19 protein-coding genes are annotated in these 20,511 nt (G+C 31.3%); 13 read left to right on the top strand and 6 right to left on the bottom strand.

The window, feature by feature from the left end:
- Positions 1-52: 52 nt before the first annotated feature.
- Both ACXIHB_RS07620 and ACXIHB_RS07625 read right to left on the bottom strand, forming a co-directional pair.
- A complete protein-coding gene (locus tag ACXIHB_RS07620; RefSeq protein WP_462099308.1) occupies positions 53-820 on the bottom strand; it encodes an alpha/beta fold hydrolase in 768 nt (255 codons plus the stop codon).
- A 2-nt stretch (positions 821-822) separates the two neighbouring features.
- The gene (locus tag ACXIHB_RS07625; protein WP_047788629.1) at positions 823-1,536 is read right to left on the bottom strand and encodes a pyridoxine 5'-phosphate synthase; all 714 of its coding nucleotides are present in this window, start codon (positions 1,534-1,536) and stop codon (positions 823-825) included.
- 59 nt (positions 1,537-1,595) lie between these two features.
- Here ACXIHB_RS07625 and ACXIHB_RS07630 point away from each other — a divergent pair, with 59 nt between their 5' ends.
- The 8 genes from ACXIHB_RS07630 (at position 1,596) to murI (ending at position 9,536) form a co-directional block, all read left to right on the top strand.
- A complete protein-coding gene (locus ACXIHB_RS07630) occupies positions 1,596-2,255 on the top strand; it encodes a CBS domain-containing protein (protein ID WP_047788630.1) in 660 nt (219 codons plus the stop codon).
- Between the two features lie 31 nt (positions 2,256-2,286).
- Positions 2,287-3,183, top strand: coding sequence for an NAD kinase (locus tag ACXIHB_RS07635; RefSeq protein ID WP_082118619.1), 897 nt, complete (start codon positions 2,287-2,289; stop codon positions 3,181-3,183).
- A 104-nt stretch (positions 3,184-3,287) separates the two neighbouring features.
- Positions 3,288-3,968 (top strand): type IX secretion system protein PorG, encoded by a 681-nt coding sequence (gene porG / locus ACXIHB_RS07640; protein WP_239179320.1) that lies wholly within the window; start codon positions 3,288-3,290, stop codon positions 3,966-3,968.
- A 2-nt stretch (positions 3,969-3,970) separates the two neighbouring features.
- On the top strand, positions 3,971-4,723 hold the full coding sequence (locus tag ACXIHB_RS07645; RefSeq protein ID WP_047788633.1) for an isoprenyl transferase: 753 nt from the start codon (positions 3,971-3,973) through the stop codon (positions 4,721-4,723).
- Entirely contained in the window at positions 4,716-7,259 is a 2,544-nt protein-coding gene (bamA, locus tag ACXIHB_RS07650) for an outer membrane protein assembly factor BamA (RefSeq protein WP_047788634.1), read from the top strand. Before ACXIHB_RS07645 ends, bamA begins: the two co-directional genes overlap by 8 nt.
- A 63-nt stretch (positions 7,260-7,322) precedes the next feature.
- Positions 7,323-8,126 (top strand): OmpH/Skp family outer membrane protein, encoded by an 804-nt coding sequence (locus tag ACXIHB_RS07655; RefSeq protein ID WP_462099309.1) that lies wholly within the window; start codon positions 7,323-7,325, stop codon positions 8,124-8,126.
- Positions 8,127-8,163: 37 nt separating this feature from the next.
- Complete coding sequence (locus tag ACXIHB_RS07660; protein ID WP_047788636.1) at positions 8,164-8,673, top strand: OmpH/Skp family outer membrane protein; 510 nt, start codon at positions 8,164-8,166, stop codon at positions 8,671-8,673.
- A gap of 74 nt (positions 8,674-8,747) precedes the next feature.
- Positions 8,748-9,536 (top strand): glutamate racemase, encoded by a 789-nt coding sequence (gene murI / locus ACXIHB_RS07665; protein WP_462099310.1) that lies wholly within the window; start codon positions 8,748-8,750, stop codon positions 9,534-9,536.
- Here murI and ACXIHB_RS07670 read toward each other — a convergent pair.
- Together ACXIHB_RS07670 and ACXIHB_RS07675 are read right to left on the bottom strand one after the other, a co-directional pair.
- On the bottom strand, positions 9,533-10,513 hold the full coding sequence (locus tag ACXIHB_RS07670) for a PorP/SprF family type IX secretion system membrane protein (protein ID WP_462099311.1): 981 nt from the start codon (positions 10,511-10,513) through the stop codon (positions 9,533-9,535). The two genes, murI and ACXIHB_RS07670, sit on opposite strands and share 4 nt — an antisense overlap.
- A 95-nt stretch (positions 10,514-10,608) precedes the next feature.
- Positions 10,609-11,454 (bottom strand): AraC family transcriptional regulator, encoded by an 846-nt coding sequence (locus tag ACXIHB_RS07675; RefSeq protein WP_073181883.1) that lies wholly within the window; start codon positions 11,452-11,454, stop codon positions 10,609-10,611.
- A 155-nt stretch (positions 11,455-11,609) separates the two neighbouring features.
- Between ACXIHB_RS07675 and ACXIHB_RS07680 the strand changes: the two genes are divergently transcribed.
- The 5 genes from ACXIHB_RS07680 to ACXIHB_RS07700 all read left to right on the top strand — a co-directional run bounded on the left by ACXIHB_RS07680 (position 11,610) and on the right by ACXIHB_RS07700 (position 18,397).
- On the top strand, positions 11,610-12,533 hold the full coding sequence (locus ACXIHB_RS07680; protein WP_047788640.1) for a dihydrodipicolinate synthase family protein: 924 nt from the start codon (positions 11,610-11,612) through the stop codon (positions 12,531-12,533).
- Positions 12,534-12,555: 22 nt separating this feature from the next.
- Complete coding sequence (locus ACXIHB_RS07685) at positions 12,556-14,142, top strand: aldehyde dehydrogenase (NADP(+)) (RefSeq protein ID WP_462099312.1); 1,587 nt, start codon at positions 12,556-12,558, stop codon at positions 14,140-14,142.
- Positions 14,143-14,298: 156 nt separating this feature from the next.
- Complete coding sequence (locus ACXIHB_RS07690; RefSeq protein WP_047788642.1) at positions 14,299-15,306, top strand: 4-hydroxyproline epimerase; 1,008 nt, start codon at positions 14,299-14,301, stop codon at positions 15,304-15,306.
- A 48-nt stretch (positions 15,307-15,354) separates the two neighbouring features.
- Positions 15,355-16,599: an NAD(P)/FAD-dependent oxidoreductase gene (locus ACXIHB_RS07695; protein WP_462099313.1), complete on the top strand. Its 1,245-nt coding sequence runs from the start codon at positions 15,355-15,357 to the stop codon at positions 16,597-16,599.
- Between the two features lie 10 nt (positions 16,600-16,609).
- The gene (locus ACXIHB_RS07700) at positions 16,610-18,397 is read left to right on the top strand and encodes an aminopeptidase P family protein (protein ID WP_159493283.1); all 1,788 of its coding nucleotides are present in this window, start codon (positions 16,610-16,612) and stop codon (positions 18,395-18,397) included.
- Between the two features lie 11 nt (positions 18,398-18,408).
- On the opposite strand, the gene ACXIHB_RS07705 is transcribed toward ACXIHB_RS07700, so the two are convergent.
- Positions 18,409-19,482 (bottom strand): proline racemase family protein, encoded by a 1,074-nt coding sequence (locus ACXIHB_RS07705; RefSeq protein ID WP_159614087.1) that lies wholly within the window; start codon positions 19,480-19,482, stop codon positions 18,409-18,411.
- Entirely contained in the window at positions 19,482-20,435 is a 954-nt protein-coding gene (gene lhpI / locus ACXIHB_RS07710; protein ID WP_159614089.1) for a bifunctional Delta(1)-pyrroline-2-carboxylate/Delta(1)-piperideine-2-carboxylate reductase, read from the bottom strand. Before lhpI ends, ACXIHB_RS07705 begins: the two co-directional genes overlap by 1 nt.
- Between the last annotated feature and the right edge of the window lie 76 nt (positions 20,436-20,511).

Genomic DNA, 20,511 nt, shown 5'->3' on the forward strand with positions numbered 1-20,511 from the left:
GGGCGATTATTTTAAGCGAGGGACTAGGAATTAATAAATTCCTCCTCGCTTTTTATTTTAAAAAAGTTACAGCTTCTTTATAAAAATATTCTGGATTTTCAGCATGCAGCCAGTGTCCAGCATTGGGTATTGTTTTTATCACTGCTTCTGGAAAATGTGCCTGAATTAATGGCTCATCTTCTTTTGATATATATCCTGAATTCGATCCACGCAAAAACAACGTTTTTCCTTCAAAAACTGTAAAAGACGGCAACGCAACACCTACTTCACTATTATTTTCTGTTAACGACTTTAAATTAAAACGAAACCCTAATTCGTCTTTCGTTTTTCTGTACACATTCTTTGCTAAAAATTGACGGATTCCTTTTTCTGGAATTAACTCAGCTAATTTTTCATCTACTAACTTACGTGAAGTTTGCACCGAAAAATCTACGGAGTTTAACGCCGCTAAAATTTCGTGATGATGTGGCGGATACATTCTTGGAGAAATATCGGCTACAATTAGTTTATTTACTAACTCAGGGTATTCGGTTGCAAATAACATTACTGTTTTTCCTCCCATAGAATGCCCTAACAAATCTACTTTTTTAAGATTATGATCTTGAATGTAATTATACAAATCTCCTACCATTAACTCATAATCAAAAGCGTCCGAATGAAAACTTCGTCCATGATTACGCTGATCTATTAAGTGCACCTCAAAACCATCTTCTGCAAATTTATTGGCATGCGATTTCCAATTGTCTCCCATACCAAAGTATCCATGCAAAATAAGTAACGGGGATCCTTCTCCAATGATTTTTGAATGTAATACTTCCATAATTATTGCAAACGATGTAAATACATATTCACAACATTTTCTAAGCCTAAATATAAACTTTCAGATATTAACGCATGCCCTATAGACACTTCAGCCAAATGAGGAATATTTTGTTTAAAAAATTGAATATTATCTAAGCTTAAATCATGACCTGCATTAACACCTAAGCCTAATTCATTTGCTAAAACTGCAGCTTCTGCATATGGTCTTACCGCTTCTTTATTTCCTTTTTCGTACTGCGTGGCAAACTCCTCTGTATACAACTCAACTCTATCGGCTCCTGTTTTAGCAGCAGCTTCAATTAACTTTAAATTTGTATCAATAAAAATTGATGCTCTAATTCCTGCTTCTTTAAACTCAGCAATCACATCTTTTAAATACGATTGATGTGTTATAGTATCCCAACCAGCGTTAGATGTAAGTTGATCAACGCTATCAGGGACCAACGTTACTTGTGTTGGTTTAATTTCTAACACCATTTGTTTAAATTTATCAATTGGATTTCCTTCAATATTATATTCAGTTGTTACAATTGATTTTAAATCATAAGCATCTTGGTAACGAATATGACGTTCATCTGGCCTTGGATGAATTGTGATTCCTTCGGCCCCAAAACTTTGTATGTCAGTTGCTACTTTTAGTAAATTAGGCACGTTACCACCTCTAGAATTACGAAGTGTAGCTATTTTATTAATATTAACACTTAACTTTGTCATGTTGTAAAATTATAGGACAAAGGTAACGCATTCAAACATTTTAAACTATATTCGTAGTAATGAAAATCAATGATTTTATATTAAAAGAAATTAAAGCACTTACGCTAAACGACACAGTGAAAAGCGCTCAAAAGCTGTGTAATGATTTACCTATAACTCATATTCCTGTTGTTGAAAACGACAGATTAATAGGTTGTTTACCTGAAAGTGATATTCAAACTATTGAAAATAAAAATCGTACACTGAGTGAATACTCTTATTTACTAGATCATTTTTACACAAATGAAAATGCTACACTACTCGATTTAATTACTTTATTTGCTGATAACGACTCGAATTTAATTCCTGTTATAGATAAAAACCTGCATTATGTAGGCTATTATGAATTGAGTGATATTTTAGATGCTTTTGCTAACAGCCCTTTTTTACATAATGAAAGTGATACTTTAATTATTGACAAGAATAAAACAGATTATTCTATGGGGCAAGTAGCTCAAATAGTTGAAGCCAATAACGGTAAATTATTAGGTGCATATATTTCTTCAGAAAACATAAATAGCATTGAAGTAACCCTTAAAGTTGTTTCAGAAGAAATAAATGAAATCATTCAAACATTTCGCAGGTACGGTTACAACGTTATTACACAACACGAAGATGATTTTTATTTAGAAGAGCTTAAAGATAGAGCTGCTTATTTAAGAAAGTACTTGGATATGTAATTTTTTCAATAACCAACACAAAATTTTAACAGTGAAAAAAGTCGCTATTTACGGTCAAGCATATACTACACTTGCAGATAAAGAGGTTAAAATTCTTTTAACTATCTTAGAAAAACATAATATTGTTGTTTTTTTTGAACAACAATTCTATAATTTATTTCTTGAAAAGAATTCACTAAATAAAAAGTATCCTACCTACGCACATTTTAATGACTTATCAAACACTTTTGATGTAATGTTTACCATAGGTGGAGATGGTACTATTTTGAGAGCTGTAACCTACATTAGAGATTTAGATATTCCTATTATGGGTATTAATACGGGGCGTTTGGGTTTTTTGGCCACCATACAAAAAGATCAAATTGAAGAAGCAATTAACTTAATGCTTAAAAAAGAATATACACTTCAAGAACGATCTTTATTACAAATAGAAACTTCTCCTACAACAGAAGATTTTTCTGAACTTAACTTTGCTCTTAATGAGGTTACTATTGCTAGAAGAAACACAACTTCTATGATTGGAATTAAAACCTCATTGAACGAAGAATATTTAACAAATTATTGGGCTGATGGATTAATTATAGCAACACCAACAGGTTCTACAGGATATTCACTTAGTTGTGATGGTCCTGTTATTTTACCTAATTCAAAAAGCTTTGTTATTACTCCCATTGCACCACATAATTTAAATGCGCGTCCAATGGTTATTCCAGATGATACTGATATTCTTTTAGAAGTAAGTGCTAGAGAAAAAGATTTTTTAATCTCTCTAGATTCACGCATTACCACTGTTTCCTTAGGAACTGAAATAAAAATACAAAAAGCACCATTTACCATAAAAAGTATTTTACCAAAGAATCAATCTTATTTAAATACCTTGCGCGGAAAACTTTTATGGGGAGAAGACATACGAAATGAATCGTTATAACGATAATGATTACAATAAAACCATAAAAAAAAAGTTAATCAAAAAGACAGATTATTAACTTTTTAAAGCAAATTCAATTCCCTATATTTGCACGCTATTTTACAATGAGAGGACTTATTTTATTAATATTATTGGCTTGTGTAGTAACACCTTTACAATCACAAACACACGAAATTGGTTTCTTTGCCGGTGGTTCTAACTATGTTGGTGATATTGGTAGTACCAATTACATACACCCTAATGAGTTTGCTGGTGGTCTCATATACAAGTATAACCTAAACCCAAGAATTGCCTTAAGAGGAACATATACTTACATGCCTATTTCTGGTAATGATAACAATGCTGATAATGCTTTTCGCCAAAACAGAGGTATTAGCTTTTCAAACACCATTCATGAATTTGCAGCTGGAGTAGAATTTAATTTCTTTGATTATAACATCAGCGATTACAGAACTTCATTTACACCTTATATATTAGCTGAAATTGCTGCTTTTAATTACAAAAGTCCAGAACCAACTTCATCAAGTAATACAGTTCTCTTAAAAAACAAATTTTCATATACTATTCCTGTAGGTATTGGATTAAAAGGAAGATTAACCGATAATTTTGCCATTGCTTTTGAAACAGGTATACGATTCACATTCGTAGACGATTTAGACTTTACAACAGATAAAATAAACTCACTAGATTTTGGGGGTAATGGAAATGACTGGTATGTATTCTCAGGAGTTTCTATCGTATATACCTTTGGAAGACCACCTTGTTTTGGTGGAATAGCACAATAATTATGGAAGAAAAACTACAGCGTATTAATTTACAAAAAGTACCAAACCATATAGCCATTATTATGGATGGTAACGGTAGATGGGCAAAAGGTAAAGGTATGCAACGTGTTTTTGGACATAGAAATGCTTTAACAGCTATTAGAGAAACAGCTGATACTGCTTCTGAGCTTGGTGTTAAATTTTTAACCCTGTATGCCTTTTCAACCGAGAACTGGAATCGCCCAAAACTAGAAGTAGATGCTTTAATGAGTTTATTGGTAACTACTCTAAAAAAAGAACTCCCCGAATTTCAACGTAAAAATGTAAAAGTCAATGCTATTGGTAACTTAGCAAATTTACCAAGCAATGCCCAAAAAGTATTGAGTAAGGTTATTGATGCAACTAAAAACAATACTAAAATTACTTTAACCTTTGCTTTAAGCTACGGTTCAAGAGAGGAAATTGTTAATGCTATCAAAAACATATCAAAAAAAGTTGTTAATAACGAGATAGAAATTGAAAAAATTAACGAGAAAATTATAAATAATCATTTATATACGTTTAATTTGCCCGATGTTGATTTAATGATACGTACAAGTGGGGAACAAAGAATAAGCAATTATTTACTGTGGCAAATGGCTTATGCTGAGTTATATTTTACTGATGTACTATGGCCTGATTACAGAAAACAACATCTTTATAACGCAATAATTGATTATCAAAATAGAGAAAGAAGATTTGGAAAAACCAGTGAACAGATTGAAACAAATGAATAAATATTCGTATTTACTAGTATTTTTTATCACCCTATTTGTGGTGAGTACTCAAGCGCAAGACACAACTCCTAAAGACAGTACTGTCACAAATATTATTTCCTACGAAAAAGGAAAAGAGTATATTTTAGGAGGTATAACTGTAACTGGCTTACAAAAATTTAGCGAACAAACAGTAAGAGTATATACTGGTTTAGTTGAAGGACAACCAATTAAATTACCAGGAGACAAACTTACAAGTGCCATTAAAAAGCTATATGAAAGTAAACAATTTAGTGAAGTAGATGTTTATTTATCTAAACGCGATGGTGAAACAGTATATCTTCAATTTGATGTAACTGAGTTACCTCAATTAACTGGAGTTACCATTTCTGGGATAAAAAAATCACAAATTAAAGAGATAAAAAAAGAAACAGAATTAAAAAAAGGGGTAATGGTCACAGACAACCTTATTGTTACCACTCGCAACTTTATTAAAAAGAAATATACAGATAAAGGTTTCTTAAAAACAAAGGTTTCATTAGATACTAAAAAAGACACTTCTGATGTTAACACTGTTAGCATGTCTATTTTTATCGATAGGGGTAATCGTATAAAGATTAAAGAAATTAATTTTACTGGCAATAAAGCCATGTCTAACGCTACTTTGCGTGGTGCCATGAAAAACACCAAACGTAAAGTTTTTGGTCGTTTTTGGAAAGCTTCTAAATATATTTTAGATGATTATAAAGAAGATTTAAAAAGTATTCTTGAAAAATACAGCGAAAACGGATATCGTGATGCTAGGATTTTATCTGACAAAGTTGTTTGGAATGATGACAATACCATTAATCTTGAAATTGAAGTTGAAGAAGGCCGTCAATACCGTTTTGATGAAATTGTTTTTATTGGTAATAAACAATATACAGATGAACAGTTAAGTAACATCCTCCGAATAGACAAAGGAGATATTTACAATGGAAAGGTTTTAAAAGAGCGTATCTCTGGAGATGGTACACCTACTTCTCAAGACATACAAACTCTCTATCATAATAATGGTTTCTTATTCTCTCAAGTAAACGCTGTAGAAACTAAAGTAGAAAATGACTCCATTACCGTTGAAGTTCGTATTAGAGAAGATGAACCTGCAACAATAAAAAAGGTAACAGTAACGGGTAACGATAAAACAAACGACCATGTAATTTACAGAGAATTACGTGTTAAGCCGGGAGATTTATTTAGCCGTGAAAATATTATTAGGTCTATTCGTGAAATTGGGCAATTAGGTTTCTTCGACACTAATGTAACACCAGATGTTAAACCTGATTATCAGAATAAAACTGCTGATATTGATTTTTCTGTTGTTGAAAAAGGAGGAAGTCAAATTGAGTTACAAGGAGGTTATGGTGGTGGTTCCTTTATAGGTACATTAGGTCTTTCTTTTAACAATTTCTCAGTTAGAAACATCTTTAATAAAGATGCTTATAAGCCACTACCTATGGGAGATGGTCAAAAACTTTCTCTTCGTTTACAAGCAAGTAGAACTTACAACACCTATAGTTTTTCTTTTACAGAGCCATGGTTAGGCGGTAAAACACCTCAATCTTTATCTTTCTCTGTATATTTTTCAAATCAATATCGTTATGATTTTACTACGAACGATGTAAATAAAGATGAAAGTCTTAGTATAATTGGTGCATCTATAGGTTTAGGTAAACGTTTAAAATGGCCTGATGATTATTTTACTCTTTCTCAAAACATTAGTTATCAAAGAATAGAATTACAAAACTATGGTTATCGTGTAGGTTCTTCTAATAATATTCTTAGCCAAGGAGATTTAAACAACTTAGCATATACAGTAGCACTTAGCCGTAATTCTGCAGGTCCTAGTTTAATTTTCCCTACTTACGGTTCTGAATTTACTTTAAAAGCTAAAGCTACTTTCCCTTATTCATTAGTTAATGGAAAAGACTACACTGAGCCTACGAACCCAACTTCTGATGAAAGACAAGCTTATTTAGCTGATAAATACAGATGGTTAGAATACTATAAAATTTCTGCTAAAGGTAAGTGGTATACAGCCTTAGCTAACAAGTTAGTATTAATGTCTAATTTCGAAGTAGGTTATTTAGGTTCTTACAATGATGAATTAGGCTTAACGCCAGTTGAAAGATACTTTGTGGGAGGAGACGGTATTGCACAAGGTCAATTAGATGGTCGTGAAACAATTGGATTAAGAGGATATGAGAACAACCGTATATCTTCTATTGATGGTGGGGCTATTTATAACAAATTTCAATTAGAACTGCGTTATTCTATTACAGATAAGCCTACTGCATCGATTTACACTGTAGGCTTTTTAGAAGCAGGTAATTCTTATGACAATTTTAGCGAATTTAATCCGTTTAAGTTAAAGCGTTCAGCTGGAGTAGGTGTTCGTATATTTATGCCTGCATTTGGATTATTAGGTATTGATTTCGCTCATGGTTTTGATCCTTTACCTGGCTTAACCGAAAAATCTGGTTGGCAAACCCATTTTATAATTGGAAGACAGTTCTAAAATCATGCATTCATAATGCGTCTAGGTTTTGGCACGGTTTTTTCTAAACACATTATATCTAAGATGAAAAAAAGTATTTTATCAATCGTTCTTATACTTATAGCAAGTATAACCGCTGCCCAAAAAAATCAACGTATAGCTTACATTGATATGGAGTATATTCTTCAAAGTATCCCAGCATATTTAGAAGCACAAAACTCTTTAGATGCTAAAGTAGAAAAATGGAAATCTAAACTAGATAAAGAGGCTCGTGCTATTGAAGTTTTGAAAGTTGATTTAACTAACGAAAAAGCCATTTTAACTAAAGATTTAATTGAAGAGCGTGAAGAAGACATCACCATTAAACAAGAATCTTTAAGAAGGTTAGAGTCTTTATATTTTGGTCCAAACGGTGACATGTACAATTTAAGAAAGCAATTAGTAAAACCCGTGCAAGACCAAGTATACAATGCTATACAAACGATTGCTTCTAGAAAAAAATACGATTTTGTTTTTGATAAATCTAGCGATTTAGTTATGCTATATTCCAACAAAAAACACGATATTAGCGACCTTGTTGTACAAATGATTAATATCGATCAAAGAAGGCAAGCTAAAAAGGATAAAATTGAAGCTAAAAAGTCATTACTTAAAAATGATAATTTAAGTGACGAACAAAAAGAAAAAATAGCTAAAAGAGAAGAATTAAAAAAGAAAAAAGAAGCTGATAGACTTGCTAAAATTAAACAAATAGAAGAAAAAAGAAAACAACGTTTAGAAGAAAGAGCTAATAAAAGAAAACTTTTACAAGAAAAGAGGAAAGCCTTATTAAAAGCACAAGAAGAAGCTAGAAAGAAAAAAGAAGAGGAAACAAAACAGAACAAATAAATCAAGAATAAAATAACATTAATTAAATTAAACAAAGATGAAACATTTAAAAACGTTATTATTAGTTGCAATTTTTACGGTTGGATTAGGTGGTGTGGCGAATGCACAGAAAACTGCACATATTAACACTGATAAATTATTAGCTGAAATGCCTGCTACAAAAGCTATGAAAGCAGAACTAGAAAAGCTAAACAAAACATACCGTGATGACATTGAAACAATGTATAAGAAACTTGAGGCTAAAATGAAGAAATATGAAGCTGAAGGTAAAAGTCAAACACAAGAGGTAAACCAAAAAAGAGCTGTTGAAGTTCAACAAGAAAGATTAAGAATTAGCCAAGCTGAACAAGCTGCTGGTAAAGAAATGCAAAAGAAATATCAAGAAAAAACTATTCCTATTTTAAAGAAAGCTGAAGATGCTATTAAAGCTGTTGCTTCTGAAAAAGGAATTATATACGTTTTCGATGCTGCACCAGGTAAAGGTTTAATCGTTTACGACAAAGGAGAAGATATTTATGATGCTGTAAGAGCTAAATTAGGATTCTAAAAAGAATACATATATTTATATAAAAATCCTGCTGTTTAAACAGCAGGATTTTTATTTTTGTTATACGTATGAAAATGATTACACAACAACCTATTGGTATTTTTGATTCTGGTATTGGAGGTACATCTATTTGGAAAGAAATCCATCAGCTACTGCCAAAAGAAAACACTATTTATTTATCAGATAGTAAAAATGCTCCATATGGTCAAAAATCAACACAAGAAATAGTTAATTTATCAATAAAAAATACTGAATTTTTAATTGATAAAGGAGCCAAAATTATAGTTGTTGCTTGTAATACAGCTACTACTAATGCCATTGAATATCTAAGAGCTAATTATAAAATACCTTTTATTGGTATAGAACCTGCTATAAAACCAGCTTCATTACAAACTCAAACGGGTACTATTGGTATATTGGCTACTAAAGGAACCTTAAATAGTGCTTTGTTTGAAAAAACAACCTCAAGTTTAAATGATCAAATTAATATTATTGAACAAATAGGAGAAGGATTAGTTGAACTTATAGAAAATGGAAACATCTATTCTAATAAGATGACTTTATTATTAAAAAAGTACCTAACACCAATGCTAAATAAAAAATGTGACTATATTGTTTTAGGCTGTACTCACTATCCTTATTTATTACCTCAAATACAAAAAATTACGGGTAAAAATGTAAAGATTATTGACTCTGGCGAAGCTGTAGCCAGACAAGTTAAAAATGTTTTACTTCAACAAAATTTACTAAATAATAGTAATGAAGTTACCGAAAACACATTTTATATTAACAAAGAGGCTGATGTTTTAAAATCAATGTTGAAAGACTATAAAAATAGTACAATAAAATTCTTAAATTTTTAATACGTAAAACTTCCATTAATATTAGGACACGCAGCTGCTCTTCTTTTAGTACAGAATAGATTTACACCTAATGATAATTGATGAAAACCTCCATTTGAAAATACTACATCACCTGTTTGCTGTGTATAAGTATAAGCAAACATCCATTTTTTATAATTAACTCCAACTATTGGAGTTACGTATTGTGAATCTCCAAAGACATTTCCTCCAAAGCTCTTTCTATAAGATAAGGCAGCCCATATTTGAGTTGTATTTAGTGTTTTGTATACTTTAAAATTTATGTCTGCTATTTTTTCTTTAGTCTGTTCTTTGTATTGAAACATTAATGAGGGCTCAAATTGTAACTTTTCTTTATCACCAAAAAAGTATCCTCCTCCAAGAATATAATTTCTAAGATTATATGATTCAAAATCTGGGTTTAAATTGTTTTTTGCTGATAAGAAAATATTTTTTATGGTAAAATAAGATGACAGACCATTTTTATGATATGCCATTCCGAAATCAGCATTAAAATAAAAATCACTTTCTATAACCTGACTTACTGTAGGATCGTTTATAAAAGCCCTTTGATCTCTTTCATTCTGAACCACAGAAAAAGACAATCCAAAAGATAACTGATTAAAAAGGTTTTCATTTCCCATATCTATATGATAAGCATAGGTACCTTGAACTCCCTTTTGTGAATGATATCCATTTTTATCATTAAAAAGAATTACTCCAACTCCTGTGTTAGAGTATTCTCCTAACTTTGTATGAAAACTTGCTGTTTGTAAAGCAGGAGCATCATCTACCCCTAACCATTGTTGACGTGCTGTTAATCTTATTTTCCCACAATCTCCTATACCTGCAGCTGCAGGATGTAATAAATATACATTATCTGACAAATAATCAGCATAAATTGGTAATGTTTCCTGTGCTGAAACATTATAAACTAAATTTAATAATAAAAAAAAACCAGAAACAATTATCTTCTTCATAATTTTTTAAAAAACAAAAAGACAAATATAACTAAGAAATATTGCTTTTTTTGTTAAATTTTAAGAAACAAAATAACTATTATTCAAAAAACTATTTATATGTTTTTATGTCTAAAAATCGAAGGGCTTATTCCTTTAACTTCTTTGAATTTTCTATTAAAATTAGATAAATTATTGAATCCTGATTTATATGCTATTGAGCTAATTGGAAGGCTTTTGTCTGACACTAATAATTTACAAGCATTTTCAACACGCAATTCATTTAAAAAAGTAAAGTACGTTTTATTTGTTCTTTGTTTGAAATATCTGCAGAAAGCATTGGGAGTCATATTTGCTTTTTCTGCTATTTCATATAAATCTATATTTTTTTCAAAATTATTTATTGTAAAATCCATTACATCCCGCATTCTTTTTCCTTCATTATCTGTATATCTTTTAGGGTAGATAAAGCTAGCAAGCTCTATTGTATCAGAATCAACTAAAATTTTTAAAACTCTTAGTAAACCTATGAAACGATTAAGATTACTTGATTTTTGTAAACTTAATAAAATTCTTATAACTTTTTTTTTGTTATTTAAGAGTTTAAATCCTGATATAGATTTTTCAAAAAAAGGAATTAATTCTTTAAAGTCATCTAACTGGAAAAAACTCTTCCCAAAAGATTCTTTTGTAAAAAAAAGGGAAATCATAAAAGACTCTTTAATAACGGAAGCATCACTTTTAAAAACATGTGGTAAATTACCTCCTATAACTAAGACATCTCCAGATGAATATTTATTAACAGTATCACCAACAATTAAAGTTCCCTCTCCCTTCACTATTACACATAATTGTATTTCCTCATGCTGATGGAATTTATCATAAAAGAATTGTTCTTTATCCTCCTGATAGATCAAACCAATATTATGAGTTTTTGGTATTTTAAAGGGTAAAACTTTCATTAATAAAACTACTATTAGCATTCAAAAATATGCAAATACTACTAACAAATACTAATCAAAATAATTAATAAGGTAATATTATACCAGTATTAGGTAATTTGAAGCTAAGACAGTCACTTCTTCACTTATAACTTTGCCAAAAAAACAATACTAAAATGAGTATAAATTGGAACGGTGTAATGCCAGCAGTAACTACAAAGTTTACAAATGATGATGCCCTAGACTTAAACATGTTTGAAGTGAACATAAAAGCACAATTAGATGCTGGTGTACACGGCATAGTATTAGGCGGTACGCTAGGAGAAGCTAGTACTTTATCTGATGATGAAAAAAGGATATTAACCCAAACTACCGTAAAGCTTGTTAATAATAAAGTGCCTGTATTAATTAATATAGCTGAACAAACTACAAAAGCAGCCATAGAAGCAGCTCAAAAAGCTGAAGAAGATGGGGCAAAGGGTTTAATGATGCTTCCTCCCATGAGATACAAGTCTGGAGACAGAGAAACAGTAGAATACTTTAAAGCTGTAGCAAAAAACACTTCACTTCCAATTATGGTTTATAACAATCCTGTTGATTATAAGATTGAGGTTACACTAGATATGTTTGAAGAATTATTAAAACATGATAATATTGAAGCTGTAAAAGAGTCTACAAGAGACATTTCTAATGTAACTAGAATTAAGAACCGTTTTGGTAATCGATTAAAGATAATGACTGGTGTAGACACAATAGCTTTGGAAAGTTTATTAATGGGTGCTGATGGTTGGATTGCTGGTCTTGTTTGTGCTTTTCCTAAAGAAACAGTAGCTATTTATGAACTACAAAAAGCAGGGCGTATACAAGAGGCTTTAGAAATTTATCGTTGGTTTTTACCGTTGTTAGAATTAGATATAAACCCTAAATTAGTGCAAAACATTAAACTAGCAGAAGTAGCTACAGGTATCGGTACTGAAAACGTAAGAGCTCCAAGGCTACCATTAATTGGTGAAGAGCGTAAGCACGTTTTAAGCGTAATAGAAACAGGCTTAAAAAGCAGACCAACTTTACCCAATTATAAAACTTTAGCTACTCACTAATTAACTCTTTGTCAATTTAAATATGATTACAGGAAAAAACTATATAGGAAATCAGTTATCGAATTTAGGAAGTACAACTTACAAAACATTTAACCCTGAATTAAACCAGGAAAATGAATATATTTTTACCGAAGCGACTCCAGAAGAGATTAATAATGCTGTCGATTTAGCTACAACAGCGTTTAAAGAATACCAAACTATTTCTGGTAATAGAAAAGCTGAATTTTTAAATGCTATTGCTGATGAAATTTTAGCCTTAGGTACTAAATTGATACAAACATATTGTGCTGAATCTGGATTACCAGAAGGTCGTGCAAAAGGAGAACGAGGAAGAACTGTATTTCAATTACGCTCTTTCGCTGATTTAGTTGAAGAGGGCTCATGGGTAGAGGCTACTATCGATACTGCAATTCCTGATAGAGAACCAAGTCCTAAATCAGATTTACGTAAAATGAATATTCCTTTAGGTCCTGTAGTTGTTTTTGGCGCAAGTAATTTTCCTCTTGCCTATTCTACAGCAGGTGGAGATACTGCAGCTGCTTTAGCCGCTGGTTGTCCTGTGATAGTTAAGTCGCACCCAATGCATGCAGGTACGGGTGAACTTATAGCTTCAGCAATTATTAAAGCTGCTGAAAAAACTGAAATGCCTAACGGTGTTTTTTCTAACTTAAACTCTAGTGGTATTGAAGTAGGTCAGCAATTAGTAGCTCACCCTAAAGTAAAAGCTGTTGGCTTTACAGGTAGTATCCGCGGAGGAAGAGCTTTATTAGATTTAGCTGCAAAACGAGAGGAGCCGATTCCTGTATTTGCTGAAATGGGAAGTATTAACCCAGTTATTATGCTTCCAAAAGCTTTACAAAATAAAGCCAAAAGCATAGCAAGTACTTATGCCAATTCTATTACGTTAGGTACAGGACAATTTTGTACGAATCCTGGATTGATCTTAGGAATAGAAAGCGATAGTTTAGATAATTTTATTAATTCTTTAGCTAAAAAAATTGTAGAAATCAATCCAACTTGTATGCTACATCCAAACATTGTTGGAGCATACGAGAGTAACAAATCTAAAGCTATTGCTCAAGAAGGATTAACTGTAGTTACTAACTATAAAGAGGAAACACAAGCCAACTATGCTTCTCAAATAGTTACAACTGTTAAAGGAAAAACATTTTTAGACAATCCTACTTTACACCAAGAAGTATTTGGCCCATATTCTATTGTGGTTCAATGTAAAAACGAAAAACAGTTAGAAGAAATAATTTCGAGCTTAGAAGGGCAACTTACAGGAACAGTTATTTCAGATGATAATGAAGTAGCTAACTACCCTACTATAGTTTCAGCTTTACAAAACAGGGTTGGAAGAATTATTTTTAACGGTGTTCCTACTGGTGTAGAAGTTTGTCCATCAATGGTTCACGGAGGTCCATACCCAGCATCAACAGACAGCAGATTCACAGCAGTAGGAATCAACTCTATTAAACGTTGGGTACGTCCATTTAGCTATCAAGACTGGCCTAATTATCTGCTTCCTCAAGAACTAAAAAACGAAAACCCTTTATATATTTTACGTTCTGTTAACGGTACACTAACAAAAGAGAAAATAGTATAATAAAATTTAATAATTTCTTTAGAAAACCTGTAAGTTCAAAACCTTACTTTTGGAGCATCTAAAGAAATTGAAATAAAGCCAGCTTCGTCTTTCCAAAATAGAAAAATTTGAAGGGTTTTTTCTACTACAGAATACAAGCTGGCAATTCAATTTAAGATGAAAAAAACTTTTTTTTGTGTAGATGCACACACTTGTGGTAATCCTGTGAGAGTTGTTGCAGGAGGTGGTCCTAACTTAATAGGAGCCAACATGAGCGAAAAACGTCAACACTTCCTTAGAGAGTATGATTGGATTCGTAAAGGTTTAATGTTTGAACCTCGTGGTCATGATATGATGAGTGGCTCAATCTTGTTCCCTCCTCACAACCCTAAAAATGATTTTGCTATTTTATTTATTGAAACTTCTGGATGTTTACCCATGTGTGGTCACGGAACAATTGGAACAATCACTATAGCAATTGAAGAAGGCTTAGTTACACCTAAAGTTCCAGGAAAGATTAGAATGGAAGCTCCTGCTGGCTTAGTTGAAATTGAATATCAGCAAACCGGAAAAAAAGTAGATTGGGTTCGTTTGACAAATGTAAAAAGTTATTTAGCAGCTGAAGAACTCACAGTAGATTGTCCAGATTTAGGAGAAATTACTTTCGATGTAGCTTATGGTGGAAATTATTATGCAATTGTAGATCCTCAAAAAAACTTTTCGGGTGTACACAATTTTACAGCATCTAAAATTATTCAATACTCTCAAGTTGTTCGAAATCGAATAAATGAAAAATATCCTGACATGTTTATTCATCCAGAGAATAAAACTATTAGAGACGTTACACATATGCTATGGACAGGTGATCCAATAAACCCAAGCTCATCAGGAAGAAATGCTGTATTTTATGGTGATAAAGCAATTGACAGAAGCCCTTGTGGTACTGGTACATCTGCTAGATTAGCTCAATTATTTACAAAGGGAAAATTACAAATTGAAGAAGACTTTATACATGAGAGCTTTATAGGTAGTAAGTTTATTGGTCGTGTAGAAAAAGAAACAACTTTAAACGGTAAACCAGCTATTATTCCCAGTATACAAGGATGGGCAAAAGTATATGGGTATAATAACATTATAATAGATGATAAAGATGACCCATATGCTTATGGTTTTCAAGTTATTTAAATCATTAATTTTAGGTTATTGGTAAAAAACAATTAAAACGTTACATTATTGAAAGATTGTATTATAATTGGTGGAGGAATTATAGGTTTATCTACTGCGTATTTCCTTCAAAAAGAAGGTCATAAAGTAACTGTTATAGATAAATCTAACTTTTCTTCGGGTGCTTCCTATGTTAATGCAGGTATTATAACACCTAGTCATATTATTTCACTAGCCGCACCAGGCATTATTAATAAAGGTATTAAATGGATGTTTAGCTCTACAAGTCCTTTTTCTATTAAACCTCAGTTAGATTATGACTTTTTTCAATGGGCATGGTTATTTAAAAAATCTGCTACACATAAAAAAGTTGCAACTTCTATTCCTATTATCAAAAATATTAATGTATTTAGTAAAGAGCTTTATGAGGAAATTAAAACTTCTAATGATTTTGATTTTCATTATCAACATAAAGGTTTATTAATGCATTATAAAACTGATAAAATGGGGGAAGAAGAGTGGAATATAGGAAAATTAGGCATAAAAGAAGGGTTAAAAGTAGAACATTTAACTAAAGAACAAACTCAAAAATTAGAGCCTAATATTAAACTAAATATTAAAGGTTCTATCTACTATCATTCAGATGCTCACATGACACCTAATGAGTACATGAACCAGTTAAAGCTATATTTAACACAAAATAATGTAACTTTTTTAGCTAACGAACAGGTTACTGATTTTCATATCAAAAACAATAAAATACAATATATCAATACTCTTAATGATACAATTACTGCAGATGAATTTATATTAGCAACTGGCTCATGGACACAAAGAATAGCTAAAAAACTTGGTATTAATATTCCTATTCAAGCAGGTAAAGGCTATCGGGTTAATGTAAAAGAGAATACGGGTATTACAATTCCTGCAATATTAACTGAGGCAAAAGTAGCTGTAACACCTATGAATGGTTTTACTCGTTTTGGTGGTACCATGGAAATTGCTGGTATTAACAATAAAATAAACCTAAAAAGAGTACATACAATTACTCAAGCCGCTAAACAATATTACGACAATTTACAAATTACAAAAAAAGACATTGATAATGTAGAGAGCGGACTCAGACCTTGCTCTCCAGATGGGTTACCATATATTGGTAAACTCTCAAAAATTAAAAATGTGACAGTAGCTACTGGTCATGCGATGATGGGATGGAGTCTAGGTCCAGCAACGGGTAAATTAGTTTCTGAAATCATAAGTAATAAAAAAACAAGTTTAGATATAAAACCGTTTAACATTGAACGTTTTTCTTAAAAAAGCTATTATGGTTAATGAAAGATTAAAAGCTTTACGTGACTTCATGTCTATTCAAAAGATTGATGCCTTTATAATTCCATCAACTGACCCTCATCAATCGGAATATGTGGCTGATCATTGGAAGCTTCGTGAATACTTTTCTGGTTTTACAGGGTCTGCTGGAACTCTAATTGTCACAAAAGATAGAGCTGCTTTATGGACTGATTCTCGATATTTTTTACAGTTTGAAGAAGAGTGTAACACTTCTGAAGTACAACTACATAAACAATCTATTCCTCATGCTCCAGAACATGTAGCTTGGTTATGTAATTTACTGAATACAGAAACTTGTATTGGCTTAGACTTTAGGTTGTTTTCCATATCACAAATAAATTATTTAACATCACATACAACTTTAAAAAACATACAACTTAAAAATCAACCTAATTTTGCAAAAAATATATGGATAAATAGGCCTAGTTTACCTAATACACCTATTTACCATCATTCAATTAAATACAGTGGAGCTTCAACTTTATCAAAAATTAGAAAAATTCAGGAAAGGTTAAAAGATAAAAATGTAGATTTTTATTTCTTCTCATCATTAGATGAGATTGCCTGGTTATTTAACATTCGTTCTAGTGATGTTGACTATACCCCTTTGGTTACAGCTTATGCTCTTATAGGTAAACAAGATATTTATTTTTTTTGTGATAAAAAGAGATTTACACCCCAAGTTATTAATGATTTTGACGCTAATAATGTTTTTATAAAAAACTATGATGAAGTCATAACTTATCTGTCTGAAATAACTTATAATAAAAAAACCATAGTTGACTTTTCTACTTTAAATTATGAGTCTTTTGTTAATTTAAAAGGAACCCTTATTTCTGAAAAATCTTATGCTAAAACTCTTAAATCAGTTAAAAATATTACTGAGATTGAAGGTTCCAAAAAGTGTATGATTAAAGATGGAGTTGCTTTAACTAAGTTTTTTATTTGGCTTGAAAAAAAACTCTGTAAAAATGTTGTTTCTGAATATGAAATAGGACAAAAACTTAATTATTTTAGGCAACAACAAGATTTATATAAAGGTGAGTCATTTGCTACAATTGTAGGCTATAAAAAAAATGGAGCCATCATTCACTACACTGCTACTAAAGACAATTGTTTGCTTGTAAAAAATGAAAATATTTTATTGTTAGATAGTGGTGCCCAATATGAAGATGGAACTACTGATATTACCAGAACTATTTGGCTTGGAGGCACACCTTGTAAAAAAATAACAACAGCATACACAGCTGTTCTAAAAGGTTATATTGGACTTGAACAACTTGTTTTTCCTAGAGGAACAACAGGAGTACAATTAGATGCTTTTGCTAGAGCTCCATTATGGAAAAATGGATTAGATTACCCACATGGAACAGGACATGGTATTGGTAGTTTTGGTATGGTACACGAACCAGACCAAGGATTTGCTAGCACTACAGTAACTGAAAGAGGTACAAGTTCACATTTTGAAAACCAACTAACAACTATTGAACCAGGATTATATATTTCTGGAGAATTCGGTATTAGGATAGAAAATATAGTTCTTTCAAAAATACAAAAAACTTCTAGTTTTGGTATTTTTTTAGAGTTTGAACCACTAACACTATGCTATATTGATACCACATTAATTAATGCAAACTTACTTACTATTGATGAAAAAAACTGGTTAAATGCTTACCATAGTAAAGTTTACCAAACACTTTCTCCTTTCTTAACTAAAGAAGAAAATATTTGGCTAGCTAAAAAATGCACAAAAATTAATTAATATTTTGGGGTTTATCGAAGTATAAACCCTTTTTTCATTGGATCTTTTGGGTCTATTATAAAAGTTTGTACGGCTGTTATATATGCGGTTCCCTCAACTTGAGGAATTACAGCTTTAAATGCTCCATAATTTTCTTCGGAAATTACAGAACCTTTAAAAGTAGAACCTGTAATACTTTCAATACTCATTACTTGATTAAAATCTATTTCTTTTCTTGCTTTGTGAATTGCCATTCGCCCTGAAACACCTGATCCTGTAGGGCATCTATCTACTTCTCCTTCTGCAAAAACACATACATTTTTACTATCATTACCAGACATTTGTTTAGTATTATCAATAAATATAGTTCCGTATAAAAAGCTTAAATCATCCTCAAAAGGATGTAAAATTTCTTTGTCTTGCAACATTACTTCATTTTTAATAGCCATTCCTGCGTTTATTAAATTTCTATAGTTTCTTGCAGATAAATCAAAATCAAAATTATTTTTACACATGTCTACATATGCATAAAAAGCTCCACCATAAGCTAAATCATATGTAACTTCTCCTAGCCCTTTTACATTTACTGTACGGTCTAAGCCAACAACAAAACTAGGTACACAATGAAATTTTACACCTATTACTTCATTGTTTTTCACCTCTGTATAAGAAACAATTCTACCACAAGGGGCATCTATTTTCAATATATTCTCTCCTTCTACAACCTCTATCCATTTCATGTGTATTGCAAGAGTAGAGACTGCAATAATGGCATGACCACACATAGTTGAGTACCCTTCATTATGCAAAAAAATAATACCAAAATCTCCTTCATCATCATTTGGAGGCAATAAAATACATCCATACATATCTGCATGTCCTCTTGGTTCAAACATTAAAGCTGTTCGTAAATAATCATAATTTTCTTTACAAAATCGTCTATAATCTAAAACTGATTTCCCTTCTAAGTCTGGAAATCCTTTTATTATTACTCGTAACGGTTCTCCCCCAGTATGCATGTCGATAGTTTCTATCTGTATCCAATCTTTGGGAATAGTAAATGTTGTTTTTTGTATAATATTTTTATATGTTTTACTCCTATTCATTATATGTATTGTTTATAATAATAATTTGCCGCTATTAAATCTTCTAAAGCATGACCTACTGATTTAAAAAGTGTAATTTCTTCTTCTGATGTCCTAGCTAAAATGTTATTAGCACACAGCCTAAATAAATCTGCTTTAATATCTTTTTCTTCTATTATCCCTTGGTTTAATGGAATTACAATATCTCCACTCTCTTTAAGCCCTCCTTGAAAAGTATCCACAAAAACTGTTGATTTAAGTATAGCTGAGTTGTCAGCTTCTCTCATGTCTTTTTTGTAAGCTCCTACAAGATCTATATGTTGCCCTTTTTGTAATAAATCACCATTAATTAATGGCATTTTAGATAATGTTGCTGAAGATATAATCGCTACTTCCTTTATTTTTTCTTCTATTTTCTCTACTGGTACTACTTTTACAATATTACTATTACACTGCTTTGCTATTTTTTTCGCTTTTTCATAGTTTCTTCCCCAAACATATACCTTTTTTATTGGTCTAACTGTACAATGCGCTTTTATTAAATTAGTAGCTAAAGCTCCTGTACCTATCATTAATAATGAATCTGCGTTCTTTCTTGATAAAAAAGAAGATGCTAAAGCAGAAGCAGCCGCGGTTCTTTTTGCTGTTAAGCTTTTAGCATCTAAAACTGCTTTAATAGTTCCGTTTACAGAATTTAACAAAATATATGTTCCATGAATAGCTGGTAAGTTAAATTGATGATTCTCTGGACTAACGGTAACTATTTTTATTCCTGCTGTTTTTCCTGGGTTCCAAGCAGGCATTAAAAGTAAGGTTGAATCTTGAGTTGCTTTAGGATTTGTAAAATCATGATGGTGCCTTAAAGGTACTTGTACCTTGTTGTCCGAAAATGCTTTTTTAAGTTCATTTATTAACTCTTGAAAAGATGTATTACTTTCTATAAACTGATTATTAATTTGTACAATTTGTTCCATAGCTAAATGTACGTTTTTTAAAATCTTGCGATAGAATCTACCCTTAAACTACTTAATATTTGCACACTGTTAGATA

This window comes from Tenacibaculum sp. IMCC1, assembly GCF_054906355.1.

What these genes read in the sequence shown, in the direction of transcription:
- ACXIHB_RS07690 (WP_047788642.1), top strand. Translation starts at nt 14,299, where the DNA reads ATGAAAAAAACTTTTTTTTGTGTAGATGCACACACTTGTGGTAATCCT.
- ACXIHB_RS07625 (WP_047788629.1), bottom strand. Translation starts at nt 1,536, where the DNA reads ATGACAAAGTTAAGTGTTAATATTAATAAAATAGCTACACTTCGTAAT.
- ACXIHB_RS07680 (WP_047788640.1), top strand. Translation starts at nt 11,610, where the DNA reads ATGAGTATAAATTGGAACGGTGTAATGCCAGCAGTAACTACAAAGTTT.
- ACXIHB_RS07670 (WP_462099311.1), bottom strand. Translation starts at nt 10,513, where the DNA reads ATGAAGAAGATAATTGTTTCTGGTTTTTTTTTATTATTAAATTTAGTT.
- bamA (WP_047788634.1), top strand. Translation starts at nt 4,716, where the DNA reads ATGAATAAATATTCGTATTTACTAGTATTTTTTATCACCCTATTTGTG.
- lhpI (WP_159614089.1), bottom strand. Translation starts at nt 20,435, where the DNA reads ATGGAACAAATTGTACAAATTAATAATCAGTTTATAGAAAGTAATACA.
- ACXIHB_RS07660 (WP_047788636.1), top strand. Translation starts at nt 8,164, where the DNA reads ATGAAACATTTAAAAACGTTATTATTAGTTGCAATTTTTACGGTTGGA.
- ACXIHB_RS07705 (WP_159614087.1), bottom strand. Translation starts at nt 19,482, where the DNA reads ATGAATAGGAGTAAAACATATAAAAATATTATACAAAAAACAACATTT.
- ACXIHB_RS07645 (WP_047788633.1), top strand. Translation starts at nt 3,971, where the DNA reads ATGGAAGAAAAACTACAGCGTATTAATTTACAAAAAGTACCAAACCAT.
- ACXIHB_RS07685 (WP_462099312.1), top strand. Translation starts at nt 12,556, where the DNA reads ATGATTACAGGAAAAAACTATATAGGAAATCAGTTATCGAATTTAGGA.
- murI (WP_462099310.1), top strand. Translation starts at nt 8,748, where the DNA reads ATGATTACACAACAACCTATTGGTATTTTTGATTCTGGTATTGGAGGT.
- ACXIHB_RS07630 (WP_047788630.1), top strand. Translation starts at nt 1,596, where the DNA reads ATGAAAATCAATGATTTTATATTAAAAGAAATTAAAGCACTTACGCTA.
- ACXIHB_RS07620 (WP_462099308.1), bottom strand. Translation starts at nt 820, where the DNA reads ATGGAAGTATTACATTCAAAAATCATTGGAGAAGGATCCCCGTTACTT.
- ACXIHB_RS07700 (WP_159493283.1), top strand. Translation starts at nt 16,610, where the DNA reads ATGGTTAATGAAAGATTAAAAGCTTTACGTGACTTCATGTCTATTCAA.
- ACXIHB_RS07675 (WP_073181883.1), bottom strand. Translation starts at nt 11,454, where the DNA reads ATGAAAGTTTTACCCTTTAAAATACCAAAAACTCATAATATTGGTTTG.
- ACXIHB_RS07655 (WP_462099309.1), top strand. Translation starts at nt 7,323, where the DNA reads ATGAAAAAAAGTATTTTATCAATCGTTCTTATACTTATAGCAAGTATA.
- porG (WP_239179320.1), top strand. Translation starts at nt 3,288, where the DNA reads ATGAGAGGACTTATTTTATTAATATTATTGGCTTGTGTAGTAACACCT.